Source organism: Thermogutta hypogea, assembly GCF_055386265.1.
The window spans coordinates 2,871,496-2,896,333 of sequence record NZ_AP042425.1 but is presented as its reverse complement, the minus strand read 5'-3'; the positions used below and the strand labels follow the sequence as shown (position 1 = coordinate 2,896,333).

At 63.8% G+C, this 24,838-nt stretch carries 15 protein-coding genes; 11 read left to right on the top strand and 4 right to left on the bottom strand.

The window, feature by feature from the left end; translation table 11 throughout:
• Window positions 1-29: 29 nt before the first annotated feature.
• From ACZ5B4_RS10400 to ACZ5B4_RS10390, 3 genes are all read left to right on the top strand, one after another.
• Window positions 30-1,376 carry an alkaline phosphatase family protein gene (locus tag ACZ5B4_RS10400; RefSeq protein WP_464914017.1) on the top strand — a complete coding sequence of 449 codons (1,347 nt, stop codon included), beginning with the start codon at window positions 30-32 and terminating at the stop codon, window positions 1,374-1,376.
• Between the two features lie 220 nt (window positions 1,377-1,596).
• The gene (gene uvrA / locus ACZ5B4_RS10395) at window positions 1,597-8,748 is read left to right on the top strand and encodes an excinuclease ABC subunit UvrA (protein WP_464911160.1); all 7,152 of its coding nucleotides are present in this window, start codon (window positions 1,597-1,599) and stop codon (window positions 8,746-8,748) included.
• A gap of 135 nt (window positions 8,749-8,883) precedes the next feature.
• Window positions 8,884-9,564: a hypothetical protein gene (locus ACZ5B4_RS10390; protein WP_464911159.1), complete on the top strand. Its 681-nt coding sequence runs from the start codon at window positions 8,884-8,886 to the stop codon at window positions 9,562-9,564.
• Window positions 9,565-9,614: 50 nt separating this feature from the next.
• Here the strand turns inward: ACZ5B4_RS10390 and ACZ5B4_RS10385 are convergent, their stop codons facing one another.
• The gene (locus ACZ5B4_RS10385; protein WP_464911158.1) at window positions 9,615-12,326 is read right to left on the bottom strand and encodes a carbohydrate binding domain-containing protein; all 2,712 of its coding nucleotides are present in this window, start codon (window positions 12,324-12,326) and stop codon (window positions 9,615-9,617) included.
• Window positions 12,327-13,006: 680 nt separating this feature from the next.
• Here ACZ5B4_RS10385 and ACZ5B4_RS10380 point away from each other — a divergent pair.
• From ACZ5B4_RS10380 to ACZ5B4_RS10345, 8 genes are all read left to right on the top strand, one after another.
• A complete protein-coding gene (locus tag ACZ5B4_RS10380) occupies window positions 13,007-14,434 on the top strand; it encodes a Na(+)-translocating NADH-quinone reductase subunit A (protein WP_464911157.1) in 1,428 nt (475 codons plus the stop codon).
• A complete protein-coding gene (locus ACZ5B4_RS10375; RefSeq protein WP_464911156.1) occupies window positions 14,431-15,642 on the top strand; it encodes an NADH:ubiquinone reductase (Na(+)-transporting) subunit B in 1,212 nt (403 codons plus the stop codon). Before ACZ5B4_RS10380 ends, ACZ5B4_RS10375 begins: the two co-directional genes overlap by 4 nt.
• Entirely contained in the window at window positions 15,635-16,462 is an 828-nt protein-coding gene (locus ACZ5B4_RS10370) for a Na(+)-translocating NADH-quinone reductase subunit C (protein ID WP_464911155.1), read from the top strand. The genes ACZ5B4_RS10375 and ACZ5B4_RS10370 overlap by 8 nt, the downstream gene beginning before the upstream one ends.
• Before the next feature lie 70 nt (window positions 16,463-16,532).
• Window positions 16,533-17,156, top strand: coding sequence for an NADH:ubiquinone reductase (Na(+)-transporting) subunit D (locus ACZ5B4_RS10365; RefSeq protein WP_464911154.1), 624 nt, complete (start codon window positions 16,533-16,535; stop codon window positions 17,154-17,156).
• Between the two features lie 21 nt (window positions 17,157-17,177).
• The gene (gene nqrE, locus ACZ5B4_RS10360; protein WP_464914016.1) at window positions 17,178-17,789 is read left to right on the top strand and encodes an NADH:ubiquinone reductase (Na(+)-transporting) subunit E; all 612 of its coding nucleotides are present in this window, start codon (window positions 17,178-17,180) and stop codon (window positions 17,787-17,789) included.
• A 13-nt stretch (window positions 17,790-17,802) separates the two neighbouring features.
• Window positions 17,803-19,032 carry an NADH:ubiquinone reductase (Na(+)-transporting) subunit F gene (nqrF, locus tag ACZ5B4_RS10355; protein WP_464911153.1) on the top strand — a complete coding sequence of 410 codons (1,230 nt, stop codon included), beginning with the start codon at window positions 17,803-17,805 and terminating at the stop codon, window positions 19,030-19,032.
• Between the two features lie 3 nt (window positions 19,033-19,035).
• Window positions 19,036-20,139 (top strand): FAD:protein FMN transferase, encoded by a 1,104-nt coding sequence (locus tag ACZ5B4_RS10350; protein ID WP_464911152.1) that lies wholly within the window; start codon window positions 19,036-19,038, stop codon window positions 20,137-20,139.
• A gap of 89 nt (window positions 20,140-20,228) precedes the next feature.
• Window positions 20,229-20,471, top strand: coding sequence for a hypothetical protein (locus ACZ5B4_RS10345; protein ID WP_464911151.1), 243 nt, complete (start codon window positions 20,229-20,231; stop codon window positions 20,469-20,471).
• A gap of 13 nt (window positions 20,472-20,484) precedes the next feature.
• Here ACZ5B4_RS10345 and ACZ5B4_RS10340 read toward each other — a convergent pair whose 3' ends face one another.
• From ACZ5B4_RS10340 to ACZ5B4_RS10330, 3 genes are all read right to left on the bottom strand, one after another.
• On the bottom strand, window positions 20,485-21,651 hold the full coding sequence (locus tag ACZ5B4_RS10340; protein ID WP_464911150.1) for a nucleoside hydrolase: 1,167 nt from the start codon (window positions 21,649-21,651) through the stop codon (window positions 20,485-20,487).
• A 161-nt stretch (window positions 21,652-21,812) separates the two neighbouring features.
• Window positions 21,813-23,339, bottom strand: coding sequence for a PhoPQ-activated pathogenicity-related family protein (locus ACZ5B4_RS10335; RefSeq protein WP_464911149.1), 1,527 nt, complete (start codon window positions 23,337-23,339; stop codon window positions 21,813-21,815).
• A gap of 150 nt (window positions 23,340-23,489) precedes the next feature.
• On the bottom strand, window positions 23,490-24,746 hold the full coding sequence (locus tag ACZ5B4_RS10330) for a putative sugar nucleotidyl transferase (protein ID WP_464911148.1): 1,257 nt from the start codon (window positions 24,744-24,746) through the stop codon (window positions 23,490-23,492).
• Window positions 24,747-24,838: the final 92 nt, after the last annotated feature.

The window sequence follows — 24,838 nt, the reverse complement described above, 5'->3', positions numbered from 1 at the left end:
TCCGGGATGTGGTTAGGAGAGAGTTCGTGATGAACACCCGCGCGGAATACGTGGTCTTGCTGTCGGTTGCCAACCTCCGCGAGCGAGACGTGGAGAAGATGCGGAATCTCCGCGAGATGACGGCGGGGGGCGAGATCGCCGACTTGACGCCCGGCTTTCCCGCTCTGACCTGCCCCGTGCAGGCCAACATGACGACGGGCCGCGCACCGGCGGACCACGGCGTCATCGCTAACGGGTTCTATTGGCGGGATCGGGACGAGGTCGAGATGTGGACCTCGCCCAACGAGTGCATCGAGGCGCCGCAATTGTGGGACCTGCTTTATCACCACGAACAGGGCATTCCCACGGCCGTATGGTTCCCCTTGCACAGCAAGGAATGCGGGGCGGATTACGTCTGCACGCCCGCGCCCATCCACCTCCCGGACGGGTCGGAAAAGATGTGGTGTTTCACGCGTCCGGAGGAACTTTATGCGAGTCTTCGCGAGCGGTTCGGGGATTTTCCGCTGCACCGCTTTTGGGGCCCGCTGGCCGGCATCGAATCCACGCAGTGGATATTCGAGTCGGCGATCGAAGCGGCCCGGCTGTATCGGCCCGCTTTGTTCTACATCTACGTGCCGCATCTCGATTATGCGGCCCAAAAGCATGGGCCGGATTCCCCGCAAGCCGACGAGGCCGTGCAAGAGTTGGACGCGGCCTTGGGACGCCTCCAAGAGGGAATGCGCGAGGTCCTGGGGGTGAATCCGCTATGGATCGTGGCGGGCGAATACGCGATGACCCCGGTGCGGCATGTCCTATATCCGAACCGCATTTTGCGGGAGGCGGGCCTGCTGAAAGTCTTGGAAGGGAGCGACGGGGAATATCTAGACACTGCCGAAAGCGAAGCCTGGGCCTTGGCCGACCACCAGTGCTCGCATATCTTCGTGCGGCACGGCGAACCGGACGTTGTGCGACGGGTCGTTGAGCTGTTCCAAGGGCGCGAGGGTGTGGCCGAAGTCTTGGCCGGCGCAGGACTCGGCCGCTACCACATCGACCATCCTCGCAGCGGCGAGGTCGTCGTCGTCTCCAGCCCCGAAAGCTGGCAGGCCTACTACTACTGGCTGGACGACCGCCGAGCCCCCCCATTCGCGCGGAAGGTCGACATCCACCGCAAGCCCGGCTACGATCCGGTGGAGTTGTTCTTCGATCCCACCATCAGGGGCATACCGCTGGATGCGACTCTTGTGAAAGGATCCCACGGGGCGCCCGCGCGGGACGCAACGCAAAAGACGGTCGTCGTGGCGTCGCAACCCGGGCTGGCACCGGAGGGGCAGGTTCGTGATCGGGATGTGTTTCACATGGTGCTCAAGGCATTCGGCATGACGATGCCGGGGGTGTGAAATCGACTCCGCCGCACGCCGGGGGCGTGGTTCGCCTTGAGGAGGGGCTCGTGTAAACCCGGCGCAGTACCGGCGGACGCCTCACGCCTTGGACCATGGCGCCAAGGTATTTCCATCCCGCAAATTGCGTCCTTGTTGCCTCTCGGGCACGGTCCCTATAATTGACGATTCGGTCCGGCCTCCTCTGAAACCCGCTTACGTCCGCAGGTACGTTTCCGGCATGGCTGCTACCCATATCTCGATTCACGGCGCCCGCGAGCACAACTTGCGGGACGTGAAGCTCGAATTGCCGCGCAATCGCTTGATTTGCATGACGGGGGTGAGCGGCTCGGGAAAAAGCTCGCTCGCGTTCGATACGCTGTATGCCGAGGGGCAGCGGCGCTATATCGAAAGCCTGTCCACCTACGCGCGGCAGTTCTTGGGCCAAATGCCCAAGCCCAATGTGGATCGTATCGAGGGGCTCAGCCCGTCCATTTCCATCGCCCAGAAGACCGCCGGGCAGAATCCCCGGTCCACCGTCGGTACCATCACCGAAGTCTACGACTACTTGCGCGTTCTTTATGCGCGGGCGGGGACCGGTTATTGCCCGCAGTGCGGTCGCCCGATTACCACGCAGACACGGCAGCAGATCGTGGAACGCATCCGCGTGGACGCCGACGGGTGTCGCGTTCTGGTTTTGGCGCCGGTCGTGTCGGGACAAAAGGGCGAACACCGCGATGTGCTTTCCGACCTCGCGAAGCAAGGATTCAACCGAGCCAGGATCAACGGCCGAGTCATGCGGCTGGATGAGGAGATCTCTCTCCAGCGGCACATGAAGCACCATATCGAGGTGGTTATCGACCGATTGAAGGTGGAGTCGGCGACCCGGGGACGCTTAGCCGAGGCCGTGGAGTCGGCCCTAAAGGTGGGAAACGGCACCGTCCTTGTCTTGCGAGAGGAGGAAGACCTGCCGGGGGAAAGCGACGGAGACGGCGCGGCGGCCGAGTCGCCTGCTGCCCGCCGGCGAGCGTCGCGTGGGCAAGGTTCGGTGAACGGCAGGACCGGTCCGGTCGAGATGATGTTTTCGACCCAGTATGCCTGCGTCCCGTGCCAACTCAGTTTCGTCCCCCCGAGTCCCCAGCTTTTCAGCTTCAACAGTCCGGAGGGTATGTGCCCCACGTGTCACGGACTGGGGGTGACGCAAGCGCTGGTGCCGGAGCGGGTCATCAAGAACTCCGCGAAGTCCTTGCAGCAGGGGTGCCTCGCGATTTTGCCGCCGTGGCGGGAAATCGATCCGGTCATGCGGCGGACGTTCGAGTACGTCGCTGAGCACTTGGAAAAACGCTACGGCCTGGAAAAAGGCGCGGCGCTGGAAACGGCATGGGAGGACTTGCCGCCCGAAGTGCAACATGCCTTTCTGTACGGGCTGGAAGAAGGCCTCGCCGTCACCTTCACTTTCAAATCGGGTCGCCGCGTGTCGAAGAAAACGGTGGAATTCCGCGGCATCCTTCCGGATTTGGAGGACTACTGGTACGGGACGCACGATCCCGTCTTCCGAGCTTGGCTATCGGGATACATGGAGGAGTTGCCGTGCCGGGCGTGCGGCGGGGCGCGACTGAACGCGCAAGCGCGATCCGTGAAGATTCGCACCCGCGCTCCGGGTTTTGCCGAAACGCCCGACCTGAGTCTACCGGCAGTGTGCGGACTTTCCATCAAAGACGCCCAGGCGTTCTTCAGCGACCTGGAACTCGACGAGATCTCTCGGCGCATCGCCGAAGAGCCGCTGAAGGAGATTCGTGGTCGGCTGCGATTCCTGGCGGACGTGGGACTCGACTATTTGACGTTGGCGCGGCCCGCCCCGACGTTGTCGGGCGGCGAAATGCAACGGATTCGCTTGGCCGGCCAAGTGGGCTGTGGTCTGGTCGGCGTGACGTACATTCTCGACGAGCCGTCCATCGGGCTGCATCCCCGCGACAATGATCGCCTGCTGCAAACCCTGGCCCGGCTCCGCGATCAAGGCAACACCGTGGTGGTGGTGGAGCACGATGAGGACACGATGCGGGCGGCGGATCTGATCGTGGACTTCGGACCGGGGCCCGGCGTTCGCGGCGGGGAGGTCGTCGCCGTGGGGACCGCCGAGGAGATCACGCAGAATCCCCGCAGCCTGACGGGCCGGTACCTGGGGAAGAGTCGCTGCATTCCGGTGCCCGCCGCCCGGCGTACGCCGCAAGATCGCTTTCTCGTCGTGCGCAACGCGCGGCACAATAACCTCAAGGGAATCGACGTCAGGATTCCGCTCGGGTTGTTGGTATGCGTGACGGGAGTCTCGGGGTCGGGCAAGAGTTCGTTGGTCAACGATATTCTGGTCGAGGCGTTGAACATTCGGCTCAACGGAGGGAAGGGAACGCCGGGGAGGCACGACGCGATCGACGGGTTGGAGCATCTGGACAAGATGATCGCCATCGACCAATCGCCGATCGGTCGTACGCCGCGGTCCAATCCCGCCACCTATACCAAGCTCTTCGACGAAATCCGGAAATTGTTTTCGCAGCTCCCGGCGGCCCGGGCCAAAGGTTTCGCGCCGGGCCGATTCAGTTTCAACGTGCCGGGGGGGCGCTGCGAGGCCTGCGAAGGCAACGGCGCCGTCAAGCTGGAGATGGACTTTCTGGCCGATCTCTGGGTCACCTGCTCCGTTTGCGAGGGCAAGCGGTTCAATCGGGAAACGCTGGAGGTTACGTACAAGGGCAAGTCGATCGCCGACGTGCTGGAAATGGACGTCCCGCAGGCGATGGAGCTGTTCGAGAACATTCCGCCCATTCGCCAAAAGTTGGAGACGCTCCGGGCGGTGGGGTTGGATTATCTCAAGCTGGGGCAGCCTTCGCCGACGCTTTCCGGGGGCGAAGCGCAGCGCGTCAAGCTGGCTCGCGAACTGGCCAAACGCAGCACCGGACGCACCATCTACTTCCTCGATGAGCCGACCACCGGTTTGCACTTCGCCGATATCGAGAATCTGCTCAAGGTCCTGCACCAATTTGTCGACGGCGGCAACACCGTGGTGGTCGTCGAGCACAACTTGGAAGTCATCAAGACCGCCGACTGGATCATCGATTTAGGACCGGAAGGCGGCGAGGACGGCGGCCGGATTGTGGCCGAAGGCGCACCGGAGCAGGTCGCGCAAAATCCCGCTTCGTACACCGGCAAGTTTCTGCGGCCGCTGCTGGCGGGGCACACCCTTCCCGCCCTCCGGGACGGCGCCGGCCGCGACGACTTCTTCCGCAGCTTGAAGGCCGACGGCAAGCAAGCCGCGGCGCATCGTAAGATCGTGATTCGCGGCGCCGCCGAGCACAACCTGAAGCATATCGACGTCGAGATCCCGCGCGATCGCATGACCGTCTTTTGCGGATTGAGCGGTTCCGGCAAGAGCTCCTTGGCGATGGATACCATCTATGCCGAAGGGCAGCGCCGTTACGTGGAGAGCTTGAGCACGTACGCGCGGCAGTTCGTCAATCAAATGCAGAAACCGCGGCTGGAGCACATCGAGGGGCTTTCGCCGGCCATCGCCATCGAGCAGAAGCACGCCGCCAATACGCCGCGCTCCACGGTCGGTACGGTGACCGAAGTGTACGACTACTTCCGCGTGTTGATGGCCCGGCTGGGTCAAGCCCACTGCCCCGACTGCCGCTTGCCCGTCGGCACGCAGACCACGGATGAGATCACGGACAAGGTGATGCGCCGCAAGGCGGGGACGCGGATCCTGCTGCTGGCGCCCTTGGAACTGGGGCCGGGCGATGATTTCGAGTCGTTGTGCCGGGAGTTGCGGGCGTCGGGGTATGCCCGCATCCGCGTGGACGGCGTCACCTATTCCCTCGATCAGCCGCCGACCCTCGACCGCCGCCGCAACCATCGCGTGGAGGCCGTGGTCGATCGCATCGTGGTGGCCGAAGACCAACGCAGCCGCACGGCGGAAAGCGTGGAAAACGCCCTCGCCTTGGGGAAAGGCGTGCTGGTTCTGGCCGAAGTCGATGACCGTTTGCCGGAGCCGCGCTGGAAGACCGAGATTCACAGCAGGTCGGCGGTTTGCGGATCGTGCGGGCGCAGTTTCGAGCCGCTGGGGCCGCAGCATTTCTCCTTCAACAGTCGCCTCGGTTGGTGTCCCGCCTGCGAAGGACTCGGCGTGCAATCCGGGACCGATCCCCAGCTTTTCATCCGGGACGCTCGCCTCAGTCTGCGGGACGGTGCCTTGCTTTTCGGTCCCGAGGTCCCGCCGCCGCTGCTCCGCGCGGCCTGGACCGTGCTCGGGCGGGAAACCGGCGTTCCGGTCGATATCCCCTTCGCAGAGCTGTCGAGCGACCACCGCCGCGTGCTCTACCGCGGGACGGGAATGCGCTGGTTCGCGGTGCGTCGATCGGATGTGAACGGCTCCGCGGCCGAGAGCGAGGACGAACGCGATCCGGAGATCTTTCGCTTTCAATTCCTGGGGATCGTTCCGGCGTTCGACGAACTGACGCGAGGCAGCCCGCAATTGCGGCGCAAGCTGGATGCGTTCACGGGCGAAATGGAGTGTGCCGTGTGCGGCGGGAGCCGACTGCGAGAGGATGCGGCGGCCGTCCAATTTCGCGGCCGAACGATCGACGGCTGGTGCCGTCTTCCCTTGGGAAAGCTCCTGGCGGAGGTTGCGGGCTGGCGGCTCGATGCCCGTGAGCGGCAGGTCGCCGGCGAAATCGTGAAGGAAATCCGCTCGCGCGTGCAATTCTTGGTGGATGTGGGACTGGACTATTTGACGCTGCATCGCCCGGCTCCCACGCTCTCGGGCGGAGAATCGCAGCGAATACGTTTGGCGGCGCAGGCGGGCAGCGGCCTGTGCGGAGTGCTGTACGTTTTGGATGAACCGACGATCGGCCTGCATCCGCGGGACAACGGGCGCTTGCTGTCGGCCCTGAAGAAGCTGCGCGACATGGGCAACACGCTGCTGGTCGTGGAGCATGATCGCGAGGTCATTGCGGCGGCGGATCATCTGGTCGATTTCGGGCCGGGGGCCGGTCGCGACGGCGGCGACATCGTCGCCCAGGGCCGGCCTCGGAGCGTGGCCGAATCTCCGCGATCCGTGACCGGACCCTATCTCGGCGGCAAGAAGGCCGTCCCCATTCCCAGCAATCGCCGGATGCCTCGTCTCGAGGACGTGCTCCCTGATCCGGTCCAGGATTGGACGAGCGGCGGCGTCAGGAAGTCGCCCCCGTGGGCGTCGTTACGGCCGCCGGGGGACGGTTGGTTGGAAGTGGTCGGCGCGCGGGAAAACAATCTCAAACGGATTCACGTGGGAATCCCGTTGGGCACGTTGACGGTCATCACGGGCGTCAGCGGCAGCGGCAAGAGTTCGCTGGTGGAGGATATCTTGTACAAGGCCCTGGCTCGCCGGCTGCACGGGGCGCAGACGGCGCCCGGCGCCCACGATTCGATTCGCGGCGTGCGGGCGATCAACAAGGTCATTCGCGTCGATCAGCAGCCGTTGGGGCAGACGCCGACTTCCACGCCGGCTACGTTTACCGGCGTTTTTGATCTGATTCGGGAACTCTTCGCCCGGTTGCCGGAGGCCCGGCTCCGCGGCTTTTCGCCGCGGCGTTTCAGCTTCAACGTGCCGGGCGGGCGATGCGAGAAATGCGAGGGCGCCGGCAAGGTTCGCGTGGAGATGCACTTCTTGCCGGACGTCTGGATCCCCTGCGATGCCTGCGGCGGGCGGCGATTCGACGCCGAGACGCTGGCCGTGCGGTATCGCGGCATGTCGATCGCCGACGTACTCGATCTCCCGTGCGCCGACGCCCTGAAGCTGTTTTTCAACATCCCGCGCATTCGCCGCATCCTGCAACTGCTCTGCGATGTGGGGCTGGGCTATTTGCAGCTCGGTCAACCGGCGAACACGCTGTCGGGCGGGGAGGCCCAACGGGTCAAATTGGCCGCCGAACTGGCCCGGCCCGACACCGGACGCACGCTCTATCTGCTCGATGAACCGACCACCGGCTTGCACTTCGAGGACGTTCGCTGCTTGTTGAACGTGTTGCAAAGGTTGGCGGACCTCGGCAACACGGTGGTGGTCATCGAGCATAACCTGGACGTCATCAAGACGGCCGATTGGATCATCGATCTGGGACCGGAGGCCGGCGACGAGGGCGGGCACGTCGTGGCCGTGGGGACCCCCGAGGACGTGGTGCGCCACGAACAGGCCCGGCGGGAAAGAACGGGACGCAACGGCCGCAAGAGAGCCGGCACGGCAGGGCCGCCCTTCCGTTCCTATACGGCGGAGGTCTTGGAGCCGGTCCTGGCGGCCGGTCCCTGCGAAGAGCGCGCGAGGTTCGATCCCCAGGCGGAGATGCGGAGCAACCCGGATGATATGGAGATCGAGGAGGTCGGCCGATCCGCCAAGGCCCCGTGGGAGGTGGACGGTCCGCGGTGGCATATCCACGGCGGAATCGCCCGCAACGGCAGACCGCGCCGTTGGGAAGGACGCATCCTCGAAGCCGTGGTGGAATGGATCGAAGCGACGGGCCGCTTCGCCCCGGTCAATTGGAATCACCGCAGCATCGTGGAAATCATCGGCCCCGATGTTTCGCGCGGTTGGTTTCTCCATGCCATGACCGCCGAGGAGTGGCTGCTGAAGCTCAAATTCCGCGTGGCCGCGAACACCTTCCGGCGCGATGAGCTGACGGCCCGTTTGGACCTCAAACCGTTCAACCTCATCCCCGATATCCCGGTGTACGGCACCGAGAACCGCACCAAGGTCACCTTGATTCGACCGCGTCAAGAGGTGGAATTGGGGATCCTGTCGTGGAGCGAAGTCGATCGGCCCGAATTCCGGCAGTTCCTGGATCAGGCGATCGAGGGCTATTTCCGCATCGGCGACGGCGGCAAGGGATCGCTCGGCGACGCCTTGCGTCCTTGGGGTAAGCTGGGGTTGGCTTGGCACACCTCTCCCCGGGGCTTCGTCAGCCGCAGACGCCTGCAATGGGAGATCAGCTTGGTGGAGGGCGTGTTGAACCTCCTATTGGGATTGGATTCCACCCTGGTGCCCATCCCGGGAAATCGGCTGTCCATTCCCTTCCGGTTCGGTGAATCGGGCCCGATTTTCGGCCACCTTCTCACGAAGCGATCGGAATCGCTCGATCTGGTGTTTCGCGCACCCAAATCGCATTTCACGCAGGGGCGGTTGACGGCCCTCCCCTTCGACACGGAATTGCGTGCTCAGCATCGATTAGAAGATCGGGTGCGGGTAATCTTTACGCATAGGGCGCAACTGTCCGACCCGGAATTGGCGGCCTTTCTGCGGGAAGCGGTATCGACGGCGAGGGACTGGCTGGCCGCTCCGGCTCGGCAATCCACACTACCGTTCGAAGACGCATAAGAGGTCGGCGTGATCGTCCACATAGCGGATATTGCCATGCCTGATTCTCAGACTGCATTTGCGGAAGTTACGACGCGGCGAATCGAGTGACCCTCCGAAGAATACGGTTCGGCATCGAAATCATCGAGTGATTCCATGACGGATGACTTGCGGAGAGCGATCGCGGAACTCCACCTGCCGGCACGGCAGTTGTTTCGCTTTACCGTCTGTTGCCGGCGGAAGTCTCCCCTGTGGACGTCGTCCGGCGCCCGACTGGATGAGAGCTATCGTCTGCCCGATTTGCCGAGTCTTGACCATTCCCCATCCGGCTTGGATGTTCGCGCGGCTTGGAGCGAGGAGGGGCTGGCGTTCGCTTTCGAGCTTCGGCGTGGGCGGGGAACCGTGCCCTCGCCGGCTCGATCCGGTTCGTCCGACGGCCCTTCGGTCCAGCTCTATATCGATACGCGGGACGTCCGCAACGTGCACCGAGCCGGCCAATTTTGCCACCGCTTCGACTTCCGCATGCGTCGCGTGGCCTCCGGGCGATTGGCTCCGACGGCATCGTGGGTGCCCGTGCCCAACGCCAAGGCCATGCCGCACGCGGTCCCGCCGGATGCGTTGGAGGCCGTTGCCAAGCCCCTCGACGATGGTTGGTCGCTGGAGGTATTCGTCTCTCGATCGGCGCTGACCGGATACGAGCCCCAGGAGTTTTCTCGGATCGGCTTGCAATACGTCGTGTACGACCCGGATGTGGGGACGCGCGTTTTCTCTTCGGGCGAGCCGTTGCCTTACGCTTCCGACCCCAGCCTTTGGGCCGCCGTGGACTTGGTATTCTGAGCGTCCCCCAAGCCTCGTGTTAGGGCGGCGTGGCGCGGGCAAAGGATGGTTCAAGGTCCCGGCGTATTCGCCAGGTAGACGGGAATCGGGCCGATGGCGACGGTCTTACCCGCAATCGCATTCCCCATCAAATCGAAGGCGGTCCAACCCTCGGGCACGGTGTAGGCCGTTTCCTCCTTGCCTGCCGACCAAGCGATCACCGTGGTACCTTGCGGCGATTGGAACTCGAAGGCATGCAGCCCCGGCGGATCGGTCCACTTGCGGACGAAGCGGGCGTCGGCGGGCAGCAAGTGCGATAGCGCGGCCTGCGCGGCATACATTTTGCGCGGCGCACCTCCGTACTCGAAAAATACGTTCCCGGCCGTGTCTTCATTCAACGCGCCGCAAGTTCCCGCGTGGTAGAACACCTTGGTGACGTTGCCGGATCCGAGTACGGCGGCGAACTTGACCAGATCGACCGCGCCCCGCAATTCGCTGGGGCGCAGGGCGCGATGCATGGCCGAATCGCCGACGCGGAACGGCCGCACGGCGGGGTCGTCGTCGGCATAGCAACCGATTTCCGTCATCCAGACGTCGCGGGCGTGCCCCGCCGCCGCCATCTGCTCGCGGCAGTCGCGGAATGCGGCCTGGTAGGCGATCGGATCGCCTCGGTGCGGGTACATGTGCAGATTCATGACGTCGCACCATTGCAGCCCGCCTTGATCGATGAATTCGCGCACGAATCGATGGTCGGGCGGGGCCGCGATTCCGCCCACCACGGTGCAGCCGGGATCGGCGGCCTTGGCGGCCTGATACGCCGTGCGCAGCAGCTCGATGTAGTCGGAGGTCGTGTATCCGTAGCTTTGCGGCAGGGCGTAATCGGTGTAAATCGGTTCGTTGAGGATTTCGATCACCTCCACCCGGCCGCGAAGATGCAAGACGCTCGCCCGGACATAATCGGCGAACTCGTTCAGGTCGCGCGGCTTCTGAGCGACCAAGAGACGCCGACGGAGGTAGTCGTTTCCGCGCGTCTCGGATTCGATCTTGTCCGTATCTGCGGATGCCGACCAAGGGGCGGAGGGAAAGGGCAGCAGGGCGACGACCTTGCCGCCCGCCGCTATTACGCGATCGATTTGAACGTCGGGGATGCGAAAATCGAACGGTGCGCTCGGGGCGCTTTGGACCAACCGCCACTGGGTCGACCAATCGCGCCACCAACCCACGCCGGCCGTGTGGGACAGTTCCAGCAGAAATCTCCAGGGAAAGGCGTGGTTCATGCCGAACCGCGTATCCTCTCGGGAAAACGCGGCGACCACGGCCGCGCGGAGCGATTGGGACGCATCAGCTTCGGGTTGCCAATGGATGCGGTAGAACCCCTTCCTGCCCGGCAGGATGTGCGTCCATCGTAAGCAGGACGATTCCCGCGACGGCAAGGCGAGGTGAACGTCTTCTCGATAAACTTCGCGGTCGCGAAAATCGGTGATGCTGAGCACGCCGCGCAGGACGCCGGGGGCGTCGGTCGAATTGGCGGCCCGAAGCTGGAAGGAAAGCCCGGCGGAAGGTTCCGCGAAGATATTCCCCACCTGTTCGGTCGAGAGGCAGGCCTCGACGGCGCTTCGCGGGCGGTAGGGGCCGGCACGATCGCCGCGTTCCCATTGCACCGCATCGATCCACAGCGTTGCACGCGCCGAAGGCTCGTCCGAAAAGGCGAAACCCACGGCGGGAAAGGCGTAGCCGTCTTGGGCTTCGAACGCGGCTTCGATCCGCCGCCAATCTTTTCCTACTCGAAAGAAGCGGGAAGACGTCCGCCCGTTACCGTAGCGGACGACGATGCCGACCGGCAGATCCTCGGCGTCGGCCTTGACGTAGGCCGAGACCGCGTATTTGGCTCCCTTCTCGACGGGAATCCACCCGACGGGTGCGACCATGGGGTTTTTCAGCGGCGCAACCTGCGGGTCGAAGTAGTCGAAGTAAGCCGTGGGACGATCGTTGGGATCCAGCGTCAATCGCCATGCGGCTTGACCGTGATACGCTTCGGATCGGTCCCATGCGCCCGGCAGGAAGAATAAGTTGGCCGCCCACCCGCCGCTGATGACGGAGTAACCGCCCCAACCGCCGGAACCGCACTCGAACGAACTATTGGGCAGCGTATTGACGTTGCCCTCGAAGGGGAGGATCGGCTCGCGATCGTACTTGGGGCCGTCGGAAGGTTCGAGCACCACGTCGTCCAAGTACAGCACGCCGGTGCCCGTGAAGTAGATTTGCAACCGGCTGTCGGCCGCAGCCAGGTCATCCGCGGCGCGGAAGTCGAAGGCGAACGGCTCCCAGTCTTCCGAGGGCGTAAAGGTGTCCTGCAATCCGCTCTCGCGCCAAACGCGGCGATTGACGATCGCCACATTCACGGAGCCGGATTCGATGTCGCTTCCTTTGGCCCAGAGGCTCAACCGATACCACTGACCGCGCCGGAGTGCCACGCGATCGAGCTGGGCCAGCATGACGTGGCTGTCGGGGAATCCGGACTCGAACGCCGTGCAGGTCAGGCGGGCGACTTTTCCCCGCCGGGCATCCTCCACGATCCGCAGCTCTTGGCGGACGCCGGCTCGCCCGGCCGTGGTCCATCCGTCCGGGATGCCGTCCCCGTTCGCGTCCTGCTCGAAGGCTCCATTGAAGACGCCCTGCGTCTCTTCGCCGAGGACGGAGGCGTTGCGAGCCGGGCACGCAAGGGAGAGCGCGGAGATCACCGAAAGCATAAGGATCCAATGCCGCGGTTGTGGGCACATCATGTGGGATCTCCCAGGCGGGTAGGATGGTTTTTGTGACGGTTGGGGTCGGGCAAAATGAAGACGGGCGACCTGCACGCGTCGGCTCGAACGCTAGCGCGTCGCGCAGTTTAATGCCCGGCAAGCCTTGCCGCAAACGCTTTTCCGCATCGCGCCGGGGAGGCAGGATCTCTTCTTTCGCGATCGACGTTTCGGCCGGTCGCAGCCAATCATCGACAGGACGGCCCCGTGCGGTCGGCACTTACCGCAGGTCGTTTCTTCGAACGCCGATAATCGCGGCATAGCATTACGCCGCCGTGCCTTGTCGATATTCCGCCGGAATTCCTTGGCGTGCGTTCTCGGCCCACAGTTCGCGCCTTTACGCGAACTCCGTTGCGGCGTGGCACGTAGAAAGTGTGAGTCGAAGGCGAGTGTGCGAATCGGTGGATTCGCCGGCCTCTCGGCTCCGCCGTGACGCGTTGAGGAGGGCGGCAACGGCCGCTTGGTCACGGCGTCCTGTATCGCTTCTTCGTAGAGTGTTTTCGCGAGGAAGCCCCGCCGCTTTACCTTCCGCAGGTGTCCGCATCACGGTTCGCCCGTTCGCGAACCGTCGCCCGCGGCAACGCCGCTTCCGGTGGTTGTCGGTCACGCTTGGAGTTCGGCTTGGATTGCGCGCCGAGGTTCGGAATCGGGAGGGCAAGACGATGATGCTTCGGCTTTTGGACGAGCGAATAACCTCTCCCGTGGAAACGAGGGTGCCGACTCGGCAGGCGGTCCCGACGCGAACGGTCGTCGTGCGGCGCGGTCTGGATATACCGATCGCGGGCGTTCCCACGCAGCGGATCGACGAGGCCGGTCCGGTCACCCGCGTGGCTCTGATGGGCATGGACTACCACGGCCTCAAGCCGCGGCTGCTGGTGACGGAGGGCGAGTGGGTACGGGAGGGGCAAACGTTATGGATTGACAAGACGAATCCGGGAATCCGCTTCGCCGCTCCCGCCGGCGGTTTCGTCTCGGCCGTGCTGCGGGGGGAAAAGCGGCGCTTGATCGCCGTCGTGATCGAAGTGACGGATGATCGCCCGCTCGAATTCCCCATCTATGATGATCGACGTTTGGAATTGCTGGACGAGGAGGAGGTCCGCATCGTGCTCCAAACGTCGGGCATGTGGACCGCTTTGCGGATGCGACCTTTCGGCCGCATTCCCTCGCCCGATTCGACCGCCGACGCGCTGTTCGTGACGGCCGTGGACACCCATCCGTTGAGCGCGCGACCTTCCGTGGTGTTGAAGGACCGGGCGTGGGACTTTCATTGCGGCCTGCGCGTCTTGGGTCGCTTGGCGGTGCCCCGCAAATTCGTGTGCGTTGCGCCCGATGAGGACATCCCGGGTACCGACGTGCCGGGTTGGGAGAGCGTGGCCTTTGCGGGACCCCATCCGGCCGGCTTGCCGGGCACGCACATCCACTTTCTGTCGCCGGTCGGTCGGCGAAGGACGGCCTGGTACCTGGGATATCAAGACGTGGCCGCCATCGGACGGCTGTTTACCACGGGCATGCCGGACCACACGCGCGTTGCGGCCCTGGGCGGGCCGGCGGTTGCACGACCGCGGTTATTACGGACTCGCCTGGGCGCCGACCTTTCGCAACTATTGCGGGGGGAATTGCGGGAAGCCCATCCGCGGGTGATCTCGGGCTCCGTCTTGGGAGGTCGGCTGCTCGATCCGGCGGCGCCCTTTCTGGGCCGGTATCACACGCAAATCAGCGTCCTGCCCGGCACCGTGAAGCGGGAATTCTTCGGTTGGCTGGCCCCGGGATTCGGCAAGTTCTCCGTCAGCCCCGTCACCGTGGGGGCGGTCTTGGGCAAGGATCGCTTATTCGCCATGGATGCGGGCAGGCACGGAGGAAGGCGGGCCGTCTTTCCGATCGGCAATTACGAAAAGGTCATGCCGCTCGACATCCTGCCGACGTTCCTCTTGCGCGCCTTGGAAAACGGCGACCCGGAAGAATCCGAGGCCTTGGGGTGCCTGGAATTGGAAGAAGAGGATCTGGCCTTGTGCAGCTTCGTTTGTCCCGGGAAGCAGGATTACGGGACCATGCTCCGCAGCGTGTTGACCGCCATCGAAAGGGACGAATGATGCGACTGCTCCGCAAGCTGCTGGATGGAATGGGGCCTTGGTTCGCGCCGGGAAGGCGTCTCCATCCGCTCTATCCCGTCTATGAAGTCGTGGACAGCTTCTTCTACACGCCGGGAGAACCGAATGATGGAACGTGCCACGTCCGCGACGCCTTGGATTACAAGCGGTTGATGAGCGTCGTGCTTGTGGCCTTGATGCCCTGCGTCTTGATGGCGATGTACAACACGGGGTTGCAAGCCAATCGCGTGCTGCAATCACGGGGCGGCGCTCCACCCGAGGGATGGCGATACCAAATTTTGGATCGCGTCGGAGCGGGTTACGACCCGGCCGATTTTTGGGCCAACGTGACGCATGGGGCCGCCTACTTCTTGCCCGCCTATGCGGTCACGATGGTCGTCGGGTTGAGCTGGGAGATCCTCTTCGCGATTCTCCGCAAACATGAGGTTAACGAAGGTTTTTTCGTCACGGGGCTTCTCTTCCCGCTGACCTTGCCTCCCGCCATTCCGCTGTGGCAGGTCGCGGTGGGTATTTCCTTCGGCGTCGTCTTTGCGAAGGAGATGTTTGGGGGAACGGGGCGGAACTTTCTCAATCCCGCCTTGGCGGCTCGAGCATTCCTGTTTTTCGCCTATCCCGCCGCCATCTCGGGGAACGAAGTTTGGGTGGCGGTGGACGGCTTTAGCGGGGCAACGCCGCTCAGCGCGGCGGCGACGGGGGGCATGTCGGCCGTGGCGGCTCAAACGACGTGGTTGGATGCCTTCATCGGCACGATTCCCGGATCGATGGGCGAGACCTCCGCGGCCGCCTGCCTATTGGGGGCGGCCGTCCTCTTGGCGACGGGCATCGCCTCGCATCGCATCATGACCGGCATGTTGCTCGGTGCGATGGCAGCGGCGGCCTTCTTCTACAGCCTGGGGACCGCCGCCGATTCCATGTACTCCCTGCCTCCGCATTGGCACTTGGTTCTGGGCGGATTCGCCTTCGGGCTGGTCTTCATGGCCACCGATCCCGTGACCGCGGCCATGACTTCCTTGGGGCAGTGGCTTTACGGGCTGACGATCGGCGTCCTGGTGATCCTCATTCGCGTCGTCAACCCGGCGTTTCCCGAGGGCACCATGCTGGCCATTTTGTTCGGCAACATCACGGCGCCGCTGTTCGACTACTACGTCGTTCGAGCGCACGTTCGAAGAAGGAAGCTGCGCCATGCCTAACGATTCGATCGTCAAGACGGTTGCCGTCGCGTTGGGAGTGTGCCTCATATGCTCGATGATGGTGGCGGGCGCGGTCGTCACCCTCCGCCCGATCCAGGAGCGCAATAGCCGGCTGGACCGCAAACGCAACGTCTTGTTGGCGGCGGGGTTGTTGGAACCCGATCAAAAGGCCGATATCGATGCCCTGTTCGCCCGCTTGGAAGCGGAGGTCGTGGACCTGGAGACGGGCGAGCCGGTGCCGGGCGAGGATCCCGAATCGTTCGATCCGGCGGTGCTCTTGCGCGAGCCGTCGGGCGCACGATCGCTCCCCGCGGAAAAGGACATCGCAGGCATTCGCCGCCGTCCCAATCGGCAGGTCGTCTATTTCTTGCGAGAAAACGGCCGCTTACGTCGGGTGATCCTGCCGGTTTACGGCAAAGGGTTGTGGTCCACGATGTACGGCTTGATCGCTCTGGGGCCGGACCTGAACACGGTGGAGAGTTTCGGCTTTTTCGCACATGCGGAGACGCCCGGCCTAGGCGGTGAGGTCGATAATCCACGTTGGAAAGGGCAATGGATCGGCAAACGGGTCTTCGATGCGTCGGGGCAGCCTCGACTGGAAGTGGTGAAGGGTCGCGTTCCCCCCGACGCACCCCATGCCGAGCATCAGGTGGACGGTCTCTCCGGAGCAACGCTCACGGGGCGAGGCGTCACCAATCTGGTGCGGTTCTGGTTGGGGGAGCAAGGGTACGGGCCGCTCTTGGAGCGACTGCGGCGAGAGCGGGCGGCGGAGTCGGCGGAATTGGAGGACTCGGCGGAGTCGGCGGATTCGGCGCCATAAAGACGGCGGCGAGACCCCGGCGAAGGGAAAAGCAACGGGGCGGATCGCTTGGTGAGGGAGGACATCGGTCATGGGGAAGCATTGGCGGACGCTCACCGATCCCATCATTCGCAATAACCCCATCACGGTCCAGATCTTGGGGATTTGTTCGGCCCTGGCCGTGACGACGAAGTTGTCCACGGCTTTGACGATGGCCGCAGCGGTCGTCTTCGTGGCCGGCGTTTCCAGCACGCTGATCTCTCTCATTCGGAATTGGATTCCCGGCAGCATTCGTATGATCGTGCAGATGACCGTCATTGCCTCGGCGGTGATCGTCGTGGATCAGTTTCTCAAGGCCTTCGCGTACGACATCAGTCGGCAGTTATCGGTTTTCGTGGGCCTGATCATCACGAATTGCATCATCATGGGGCGGACGGAGGGCTTCGCGATGAAACACCCGGTCCTGCCCAGCCTGTTGGACGGCCTCGGGAACGGTTTGGGATACGGCGCGGTCCTGGCGGCGGTGGGCGCCGTCCGCGAGCTTCTGGGCTCGGGAACGCTGCTGGGGCATACGATCCTGCCCTTGGCCGCCGACGGGGGATGGTACGTGCCGAACGGATTGATGCTCCTTTCGCCCAGCGCGTTCTTTCTGATCGGGCTGCTGATCTGGGCGCTGAATTCGCGAGGCAAGAAGTTGATCCGAGATCATGCCTAGAAGGCGAGCATGGGGGAAGCCATGGTGGAACACCATCTGAGCCTGTTGGTTCGCGCGATGTTCGTCGAGAATCCGGCCCTGGCCTTTTTTCTCGGCATGTGCACGTATTTGGCGATCTCGAAGCGAGTCGATACGGCCGTGGGGCTGGGGATTGCCGTTATCGTGGTGCAGACCGTCACGGTCCCCGTCAATCAATGGGTCTATCAGAACTTCCTCCGCGCCGGGGCCTGGACCCGTTTCGGGTTCCCCGATTTGGATTTGTCCTTCCTCTCGCTGATCACGTTCATCGGGGTCATTGCTGCGATGGTGCAGATTTTGGAGATGGTCCTCGATCGGTTCTTTCCCTCGCTCTACAACGCGTTGGGCGTATTCCTGCCGCTGATTACCGTGAACTGTGCGATCCTCGGCGGGTCGCTGTTCATGGTGGAGCGAGATTACACGTGGGCCGAAAGCGTCACGTTCGGTTTTGGATCGGGCGCCGGCTGGGCGGCGGCGATCGTGATGCTGGCGGCGGTCCGCGAGCGGTTGCGGTACGCCCGCGTGCCGCGAGGTCTGGACGGCCTGGGAATCACGTTCATCACGGTAGGGCTGCTGGCCATGGTGTTCATGTGCTTCTCGGGAATTCAACTGTGAACGAGGCCAAGCCATGTTGATCGAAATCGGTCTCAGTGTGGGCATGTTCTCGACCGTCGTCTTGGCCTTGACGACCGTGATCTTGATCGCCCGGGCGATGTTGCTTCCGCGGGGCGAGGTCGAGATCGACATCGACGGATCTCCCACGCATTCCTTCCATGCCCGGCCGGGGGCCAAGCTGCTGCCGCTCTTGGCCGAACATCGCATCTTCGTTCCGTCGGCTTGCGGCGGCGGCGGCAGCTGCGGGCAGTGCAAGGTCAAAGTGCTGGAAGGCGGCGGCGAGATACTGCCCACCGAGATCCCCTTCATGACCCGCCGCGAGATGCGCGAGGGGGTGCGGTTGGCTTGCCAGGTGACCGTCAAACAAGATTTGAGGCTCTCCATCCCCAAGGAGATCCTCGACGTCCGGCAATGGACGTGCACGGTTTGTTCCAACCGCAACGTGGCGACGTTCATCAAGGAGTTGGTCTTGGAGCTGCCGGCCGACGAGCCGTTCGAGTTTCGTGCCGGAAGCTATGTGCAAATCCAGGCTCCGCCCTATGAGATTCGTTTTCGGGATTTCGATATTCCCGCGGAATTTCGCGAGGAATGGGACCGGCTCGATCTGTGGCGGTATCGCGTGCGGACCCGGGAGCCGGTAACGCGGGCGTACTCCATGGCCAACTATCCGGAGGAGCGAGGCATCATCATGCTGAACGTGCGGATTGCCTTGCCGCCGCCGGGGAGCGACGGTGTGCCGCCGGGACTGATGTCGAGCTATCTGTTCAACCTCAAGCCCGGCGATGCCGTGCTGGTTTCAGGCCCCTACGGCGACTTTTTCCCCCGGGAAGGCAACGCCGAAATGATCTACATCGGCGGGGGTGCGGGCATGGCGCCGTTGAGATCGCACATCTTCGACTTGTTGAAACGCCGGCGTACCGTCCGAAAGATCTCATACTGGTACGGCGCTCGCAGCTTGCGGGAGGCCTTTTATATGGAGGAATTCGAGGCCCTGGAGCGAGAGTTCCCCAACTTCAGTTGGCATCCGGCGCTCTCGGAACCGAAACCGGAGGACCGCTGGGCCGGCCCCACGGGCTTCATTCACGAGGTCTTGTACGACTGCTACTTGAAGGATCACCCCGCTCCGGAAGACTGCGAGTACTATCTTTGCGGGCCGCCGATGATGAACAAGGCCGTGCTGCGATTGCTGGACGATCTGGGCGTGGAACGGGAAAACATCGCCTTCGACGATTTCGGGGGATGAACCATGGCGGACCGAACGCGGCCTTGGCGACGCGCGGGCGTGGTAACGTCGGGCCTCATCATCGCGGCGGTGTGGTCGGCTTTCATGCGGCCGCCTTCGCCCCACGCCGCCGTCTCCTGGAGCGGCACGACCATGGGCACGACGTATTCCATCAAATTGCACAAGTTACCCGCCGGTGTTGCCTTGGAGAAAGTGCAATCCGAGGTGGAGCGAGTCCTGGAAGAGATCAACGCCAAGATGTCGGCGTTCGATCCGCGATCGGAGATCTCTCGCTGGAACGCGGCGCCCGCTGATGTTTGGCAACCGATCTCCCCGGATACCGCGACCGTCTTGAAGGAGGCCTTGCGGGTGTGCGAGCGATCGGGAGGCGCACTCGACATCACCGTCGGGCCGTTGGTTCGCCTTTGGCATTTCGGCCCAGCGGGAGGCGAAGCCGAAGCGGGACGGAAGGCGGCGATTCCGGATGCGGAATCGATTCGGGCCGCGCGGGAGCGGGTCGATTGGAAACGTATCGAATTGCGGAGCCGTCCGCCCGCCGTCCGCCGCGGGATCGAGGGCGGTGCCGTCGATTTGGCTGCCGTCGCCAAGGGTTACGGTGTGGATCGCGTGGCGGAATGCTTGGAAGCGATTGGGATTGAGCATTACTTGGTCGAAATCGGCGGCGAGATTCGCGCCAAAGGACGTCGCCCCGACGGATTACCGTGGGCCGTGGGCGTCGAGGCGCCGCGGCTCGATGCTCGTCAAACCCAAGCCGTTTTGCGATTGGAAGACGCGGCGCTGGCGACCTCCGGGGATTACCGCAACTATTTCGAAAGCGAGGGGCGGCGGTTCAGTCACTTGATTGATCCGCGGACGGGCCGGCCCATCGATCATCGTTTGGCCTCGGTCAGCGTCCTGCATCCGTCATGCATGACGGCCGACGCTTGGGCCACCGCGCTGATGATTATGGGACCGGAGGAGGCCTGGGCGACGGCTCAACGGGAGGGCTTGGACGTCCTGTTGATCGAACGGAAGGGGGCGGGATTTGAAAGCCGCATGACCCCCGGCTTTGCCGCGCGCATGGCCTCGCCCGCCCGCGGCGGACTCGTCCTCCGCGAAACGAAATGACAATCGGGCTCCGGATGGTCGTCGGTGCGATCGCCGGGCGGCCTGAAAGGCGGGAAGTCCGTCACCTCGGGAGGACGGAAAGGGCGGCCATGATGACGTTTCTTGTGACGTTGCCGGTGTTCTCGGCCGTCTTTCTCTGCTTGGCGTGGGCTCAGATCCGATCCTCGGGACGAGGCCGCTGCCATTGTCGGACGGCAGCCGAGATATTGGAATCCCGGCGGCGGCAAGACCGCCCTTGCGGCGGCGAGGTGCCGGCCGGCGGTCCGCGGCTTCCGGTCCGGCAGGCTGCGGGGCATTGCGGCGCGTGCAGTGCCGGACGGGAACAGACGTGACGGGCGACCTCGCTCAGGGCAAGGTGAGGAGCAGCGATCGCATGGCGGCCGTCATGGCGGCCGGATAACGCGACGGATTGCGCACGTGGAAGATGAACCGGGGCGGTTGCCCGGCCGTCTCTTCAGCGTTTTCCCAGTGCGTCACGCCCTGTTCGGAGCAGGACACCGTGACGCGATCGAACGTGAAAACCGGTGCGGCGGCTTCGGGTTCGGGGACGATCTCGCCGTCTTGGGTTACCGTGAGGCCGGCCGCGTGGAAAAATCCGGCCGTGCACCACATGTTGCGATCCATCGCGGCGACTCGGGCGACGAGGTCGGGATTGGGTTGAGAAGTCAGGAATCGCAGCCAGTCGGTCCGCGGTACGAAGGGCGTACCTTGGTCGTCGCGGAGGAGGCCGCCGTGAAGGAACATGTGGAGGAAGAAGTTCTGCACGGAGGGAGAGACATCCGCTAAGATCTCACCCTGCCGAAACCGATAGAATGTGCCGAACTCGCCCACCCTGAAGGCTTCCCCCGGCCGGGTCGGGACCTCTTCAAAGCAGGGCATCCAGTAGATGGGACAGGGAAGATGGAAGATGGCGCGATAGGCGGCCGGATCGAGACGCACGTTCCACTCGAGGACGGCGGCCTTCCGCGGATCACGGGTTCCACTGCCTGCATTCAGGTAGATGCCGCGGCACTTCTCCGCGAACAATTGCGGTTCCAATCGGCCGGCGATCGCCACGTCGCGGCAAGACCCGAGGATATTGATAACGACCGGCCGGGCCGAGCGACGCATCCAGTCCAGCAGGGCGCGGACGCCTCGGAGATCGGCCTCGCTCGCCGGGGTTTCCGCGGCCGGCGCATCATGCATCCGCGGCGATCCGACCATGACCGGCACGGACTTGCCCGTCACATAATTCATTTGGGCTACGGCCGCAACGTCGGGATCGTGGGCCGCTCCCGGCAGCGGATAGTCGATCAGGACGCCCAGCAATTCCGCGCGTGATTGAAATGCCAAGGCATAGACGCAGGCCAAATCCCAATGATCGTCGGGGTCGTTGTGCGGGCGATATAAGTCCGTGACGTGGATCATGGGGACCGGCTCATCGGCCGTTGCCCAATATCCCAAGGAATGGATCGCGGAGCCGGCCAACATGGCCGCGAGCAGAGCCGGGATACGCAAGGGCAGACGCGACATGATTCACCTCGCAAAGCGGATACGCCGCAACCGAGGGCGTCGTCCACGGCCGAACGTGGCCCGCCGGTCGGAACCTGCGGATTGCCGGGGCCTTTCGGCAACGTTCTCGCGCCGGGCGGTTCCTGATCGGTTGCTGATCGGTTGCAGGGCGTTCCGGAGGCTCATTCCCCGGCGCGGCCGTTCGTGCTCGGCAGGATCGCGTCGGCAAAGGGGAGCGTGTCCGGCACGACTCGCGGCGGCGTCGTGACCTTGAAGTAGAAGCCGTCCTTGCCCGGATACGTCAGTTCCACGAAATAGACGGTCCAGCCCTTTTCGGGGCGAGTTACCGTTGCGACGCACCGGCCGTCGTGCAACTCCAGCGGCCGCGACGTGAAAGCGGGGCCGATGGTCATCAAGCGGAAATCGCGCGCATCGGGATTCGTGGCCTGCCAAAGCAGCACCTTCCCCGGCCGATCCGTGCATTCCAACTCCACGGTATCCTCGCCGTGAAACCGCCACGAGAATCGCGGTCGTGGGGCATCGTCCAAGATCAGGCGGTAAAAGCCGATGATCGACGGCAGCGCGTCGCTGTTCTTCAGGCCGTGGTCCGCATTCGGAACGACCCGAAGGTACTTTTCGCCCTCCAAATCGTCGAAATAGAACTGGGATGAATCGGGAGGGAAGAACTGATCGCCCGCGGCATTGACGACGTACTTGGGCATCTTCACGCGGTGGCGGTAGAAATAGGGGTCTTCCACCTTCAAGAATTCGGTCACCTTGGGATCCCCCAATCGCTGAAGGATCCGGTGCTCGACGTAGTCGTGGACGGCGGGCGCCCAAAAACCGTAAGCGGCGTAATGGTGCCGCAGCGAAGGCTCGCAATTGAGGACGTCGATGACGATGGGAACGGCGGCTTTGACGCGGGGGTCCACGGCCGCGGTCAGCCAGGTCGTCCAGCCCCGCTTGGAGCCGCCCGCCACGACGAAATCGCGGACCTCGACGCCGCCGCCCTGCTCGGAGCGGAGAAGGGCCTGGATCGTATCCATCGCCCGCACGGCGGATTTGACCATGGGAAAGCGGGCACACCATGTGAGGTCGCCCGTCTCCAACGCCTTGGTCCAAGTGTAGGCGACCAGGTCGTCCTCGAATCGTTCCTTGCCGTCATTGAAAAAGATCATCGGCTGATTGGGGACCATGCGCAATTCGGCAGTGACGGTTCCCGTGGCGGCTGCCACGGCAAGGATGGGACTATTTGCGGCGTCGGGCGGTGAGCCGCCGTTTCGGCCCCCGCCGATCATGAGGAAGGCCGTGGAGTATCGAACTACGTCGGGCTTGGCGACGAGCAGCCAATGCGTCCAGACGGGCCGACTCACCTCGTCGGCCGTGCGCCAGGTCTGCGAAGTCATCTCCACGGTGAAAACCGTGCCGCCCGGCACTTTTTGCGTACCGACCACCCGCCAAGCGTAAGCCGCGTCCGGTTCGGCCACGTAATCGTCCAAAGCGGTCCTCTCAGGCAAATCGACCTGCGGCGGTGCGGCCGAAGCCGAGCGCGTCGTATCGAGCAGGCTCCAGACCGCCGGTATCACGACGATCGCGAGAAGCCCTGCGGCGGTACGCGCGCGAACGCGCGGACGGGCCGTCCGCTTGGTCGATCCGTGAGAAGCGGGGGGCGGAAAAAAAACGCGCGGCGGGGCGGTCAAGGTCGTCATCAGCAGCATTCTCCCAAGGCTACGATCGGTGCAAATCCAAGACGGGACCGCGAGAGGGTCACCGAAGCAGACGGGCATTATAGACGAAGCGGCGAGAACGGTACAGCGCGCGAAGTCGGCGGCCCGCCGGCGCGCCGCTTCCGAGCGCCTTCAGAGGACCAAGGGTTCGCTGCCCAAGCGACGCTCGTGGCGGGTCAGTTCGTACATGTCGCGAATCAGTTGCACGTCGCACGGGCGTTGAGTGACGTTGCGGCGCAGGAACATCCGCTGCTGTCCGGCGGCGGCCACGTCCACGGGAACCTCGCTGATTTGGCCGAAGACCCGGGCATAATTCGTGAAGCTGGGCACGTTCGTGGTGACGAACCCGTACACCATGCAGCAAACGCCGATCACCTTGCCGGTGAACACGGCCGTATTGACCGCCGTCTTGGAATAGTCGCCGATGATGCAGCCGAGGAATTGCATGCCCGTGGCGACGCGCTTGCCGTCGTATTCCATGCTCACACGGCCGTAGGTGTTTTTCAGATCGCTGTTGCAACTGCCCGCGCCGAGATTCACCCAGCTTCCCAAATAGCTGTGTCCGATAAAGCCGTGGTGTTGCTTGTTGGAATAGGGCTCGATGACCGCGGCTTCGATTTCACCGCCGATCTTGGTGGTGTGGCCGACGGTAACCTTGTCCTTCAGCGCCGCGTATTCGATGACCTTGGCGTTGGCTCCGATGTGGACCGGCCCGCGGAGCAGGCAGTACGGCCCGATAACGGCGCCGGATTCGATGACGATGGGGCCTTGCGAAGCGTCCACCGTACCGTACTCGCCGATGTGAACGTTGTCCGCCGTGAAAAGGCCGTCCTTCAACTGCCGATAATTGCCGCCGGCGATGCGGTCGTGCAAATGCTCGGTGATCATCTCCATGTGGTATTGAACCACGTGGTGGGGATATTCCATGAGCGGCCACGCGATATCCCAGTCCGGCAGGGCCAGGGATTCGGCCAACCGCTTCCAATCGGAGGGCGGGGCGCCCGTGAGCGAGGCCAAGGAAGGCAGGGGGATGTCGGCCGCGGAGGAACGGTCGATCTTGGCGGCCACGACCTGACCCTCCCACGTGACGACGCCGGAAGCCCCCGTCCGCACGCGTTGCTCCAACTGCCGCATGGCGGAAACGGACGGGACGGCCCGCGCGTTGAGAAACAAGATGGAATCGGCGGAGAGGTCGGCCTGGGGCAAATCGTAATCGAGCTTTGTAATCTCGGCCAGGTGCGGCCGTACCAGGGCGGACAAGCGTCCCCCCAGCCGCCGCGCCAAATCCACGAAACGGTAAGCCCCCACCGTCACGCCGAAGGCCGGACGCCCCACGGTGATCGGATACAGTTGCGCTACCACCGAATCTTCGAAGAGGACGATTTCCATGGCTATTTTCGAAAGGCCCTTCCAACTGGACGGACTGCGTCGCACCCGAGACCGCGGCCCGATCGCTCCCGGGCGAGGCCGAGACCGAGCCG

Bases quoted from the DNA above. Each gene is read 5' to 3' on its own strand.
- ACZ5B4_RS10400 (WP_464914017.1), top strand. From the start codon at position 30: ATGAACACCCGCGCGGAATACGTGGTCTTGCTGTCGGTTGCCAACCTC.
- ACZ5B4_RS10345 (WP_464911151.1), top strand. From the start codon at position 20,229: ATGATGACGTTTCTTGTGACGTTGCCGGTGTTCTCGGCCGTCTTTCTC.
- ACZ5B4_RS10370 (WP_464911155.1), top strand. From the start codon at position 15,635: ATGCCTAACGATTCGATCGTCAAGACGGTTGCCGTCGCGTTGGGAGTG.
- ACZ5B4_RS10380 (WP_464911157.1), top strand. From the start codon at position 13,007: ATGATGCTTCGGCTTTTGGACGAGCGAATAACCTCTCCCGTGGAAACG.
- ACZ5B4_RS10340 (WP_464911150.1), bottom strand. From the start codon at position 21,651: ATGTCGCGTCTGCCCTTGCGTATCCCGGCTCTGCTCGCGGCCATGTTG.
- uvrA (WP_464911160.1), top strand. From the start codon at position 1,597: ATGGCTGCTACCCATATCTCGATTCACGGCGCCCGCGAGCACAACTTG.
- nqrE (WP_464914016.1), top strand. From the start codon at position 17,178: ATGGTGGAACACCATCTGAGCCTGTTGGTTCGCGCGATGTTCGTCGAG.
- ACZ5B4_RS10375 (WP_464911156.1), top strand. From the start codon at position 14,431: ATGATGCGACTGCTCCGCAAGCTGCTGGATGGAATGGGGCCTTGGTTC.
- nqrF (WP_464911153.1), top strand. From the start codon at position 17,803: ATGTTGATCGAAATCGGTCTCAGTGTGGGCATGTTCTCGACCGTCGTC.
- ACZ5B4_RS10385 (WP_464911158.1), bottom strand. From the start codon at position 12,326: ATGATGTGCCCACAACCGCGGCATTGGATCCTTATGCTTTCGGTGATC.
- ACZ5B4_RS10365 (WP_464911154.1), top strand. From the start codon at position 16,533: ATGGGGAAGCATTGGCGGACGCTCACCGATCCCATCATTCGCAATAAC.
- ACZ5B4_RS10350 (WP_464911152.1), top strand. From the start codon at position 19,036: ATGGCGGACCGAACGCGGCCTTGGCGACGCGCGGGCGTGGTAACGTCG.
- ACZ5B4_RS10335 (WP_464911149.1), bottom strand. From the start codon at position 23,339: ATGACGACCTTGACCGCCCCGCCGCGCGTTTTTTTTCCGCCCCCCGCT.
- ACZ5B4_RS10330 (WP_464911148.1), bottom strand. From the start codon at position 24,746: ATGGAAATCGTCCTCTTCGAAGATTCGGTGGTAGCGCAACTGTATCCG.
- ACZ5B4_RS10390 (WP_464911159.1), top strand. From the start codon at position 8,884: ATGACGGATGACTTGCGGAGAGCGATCGCGGAACTCCACCTGCCGGCA.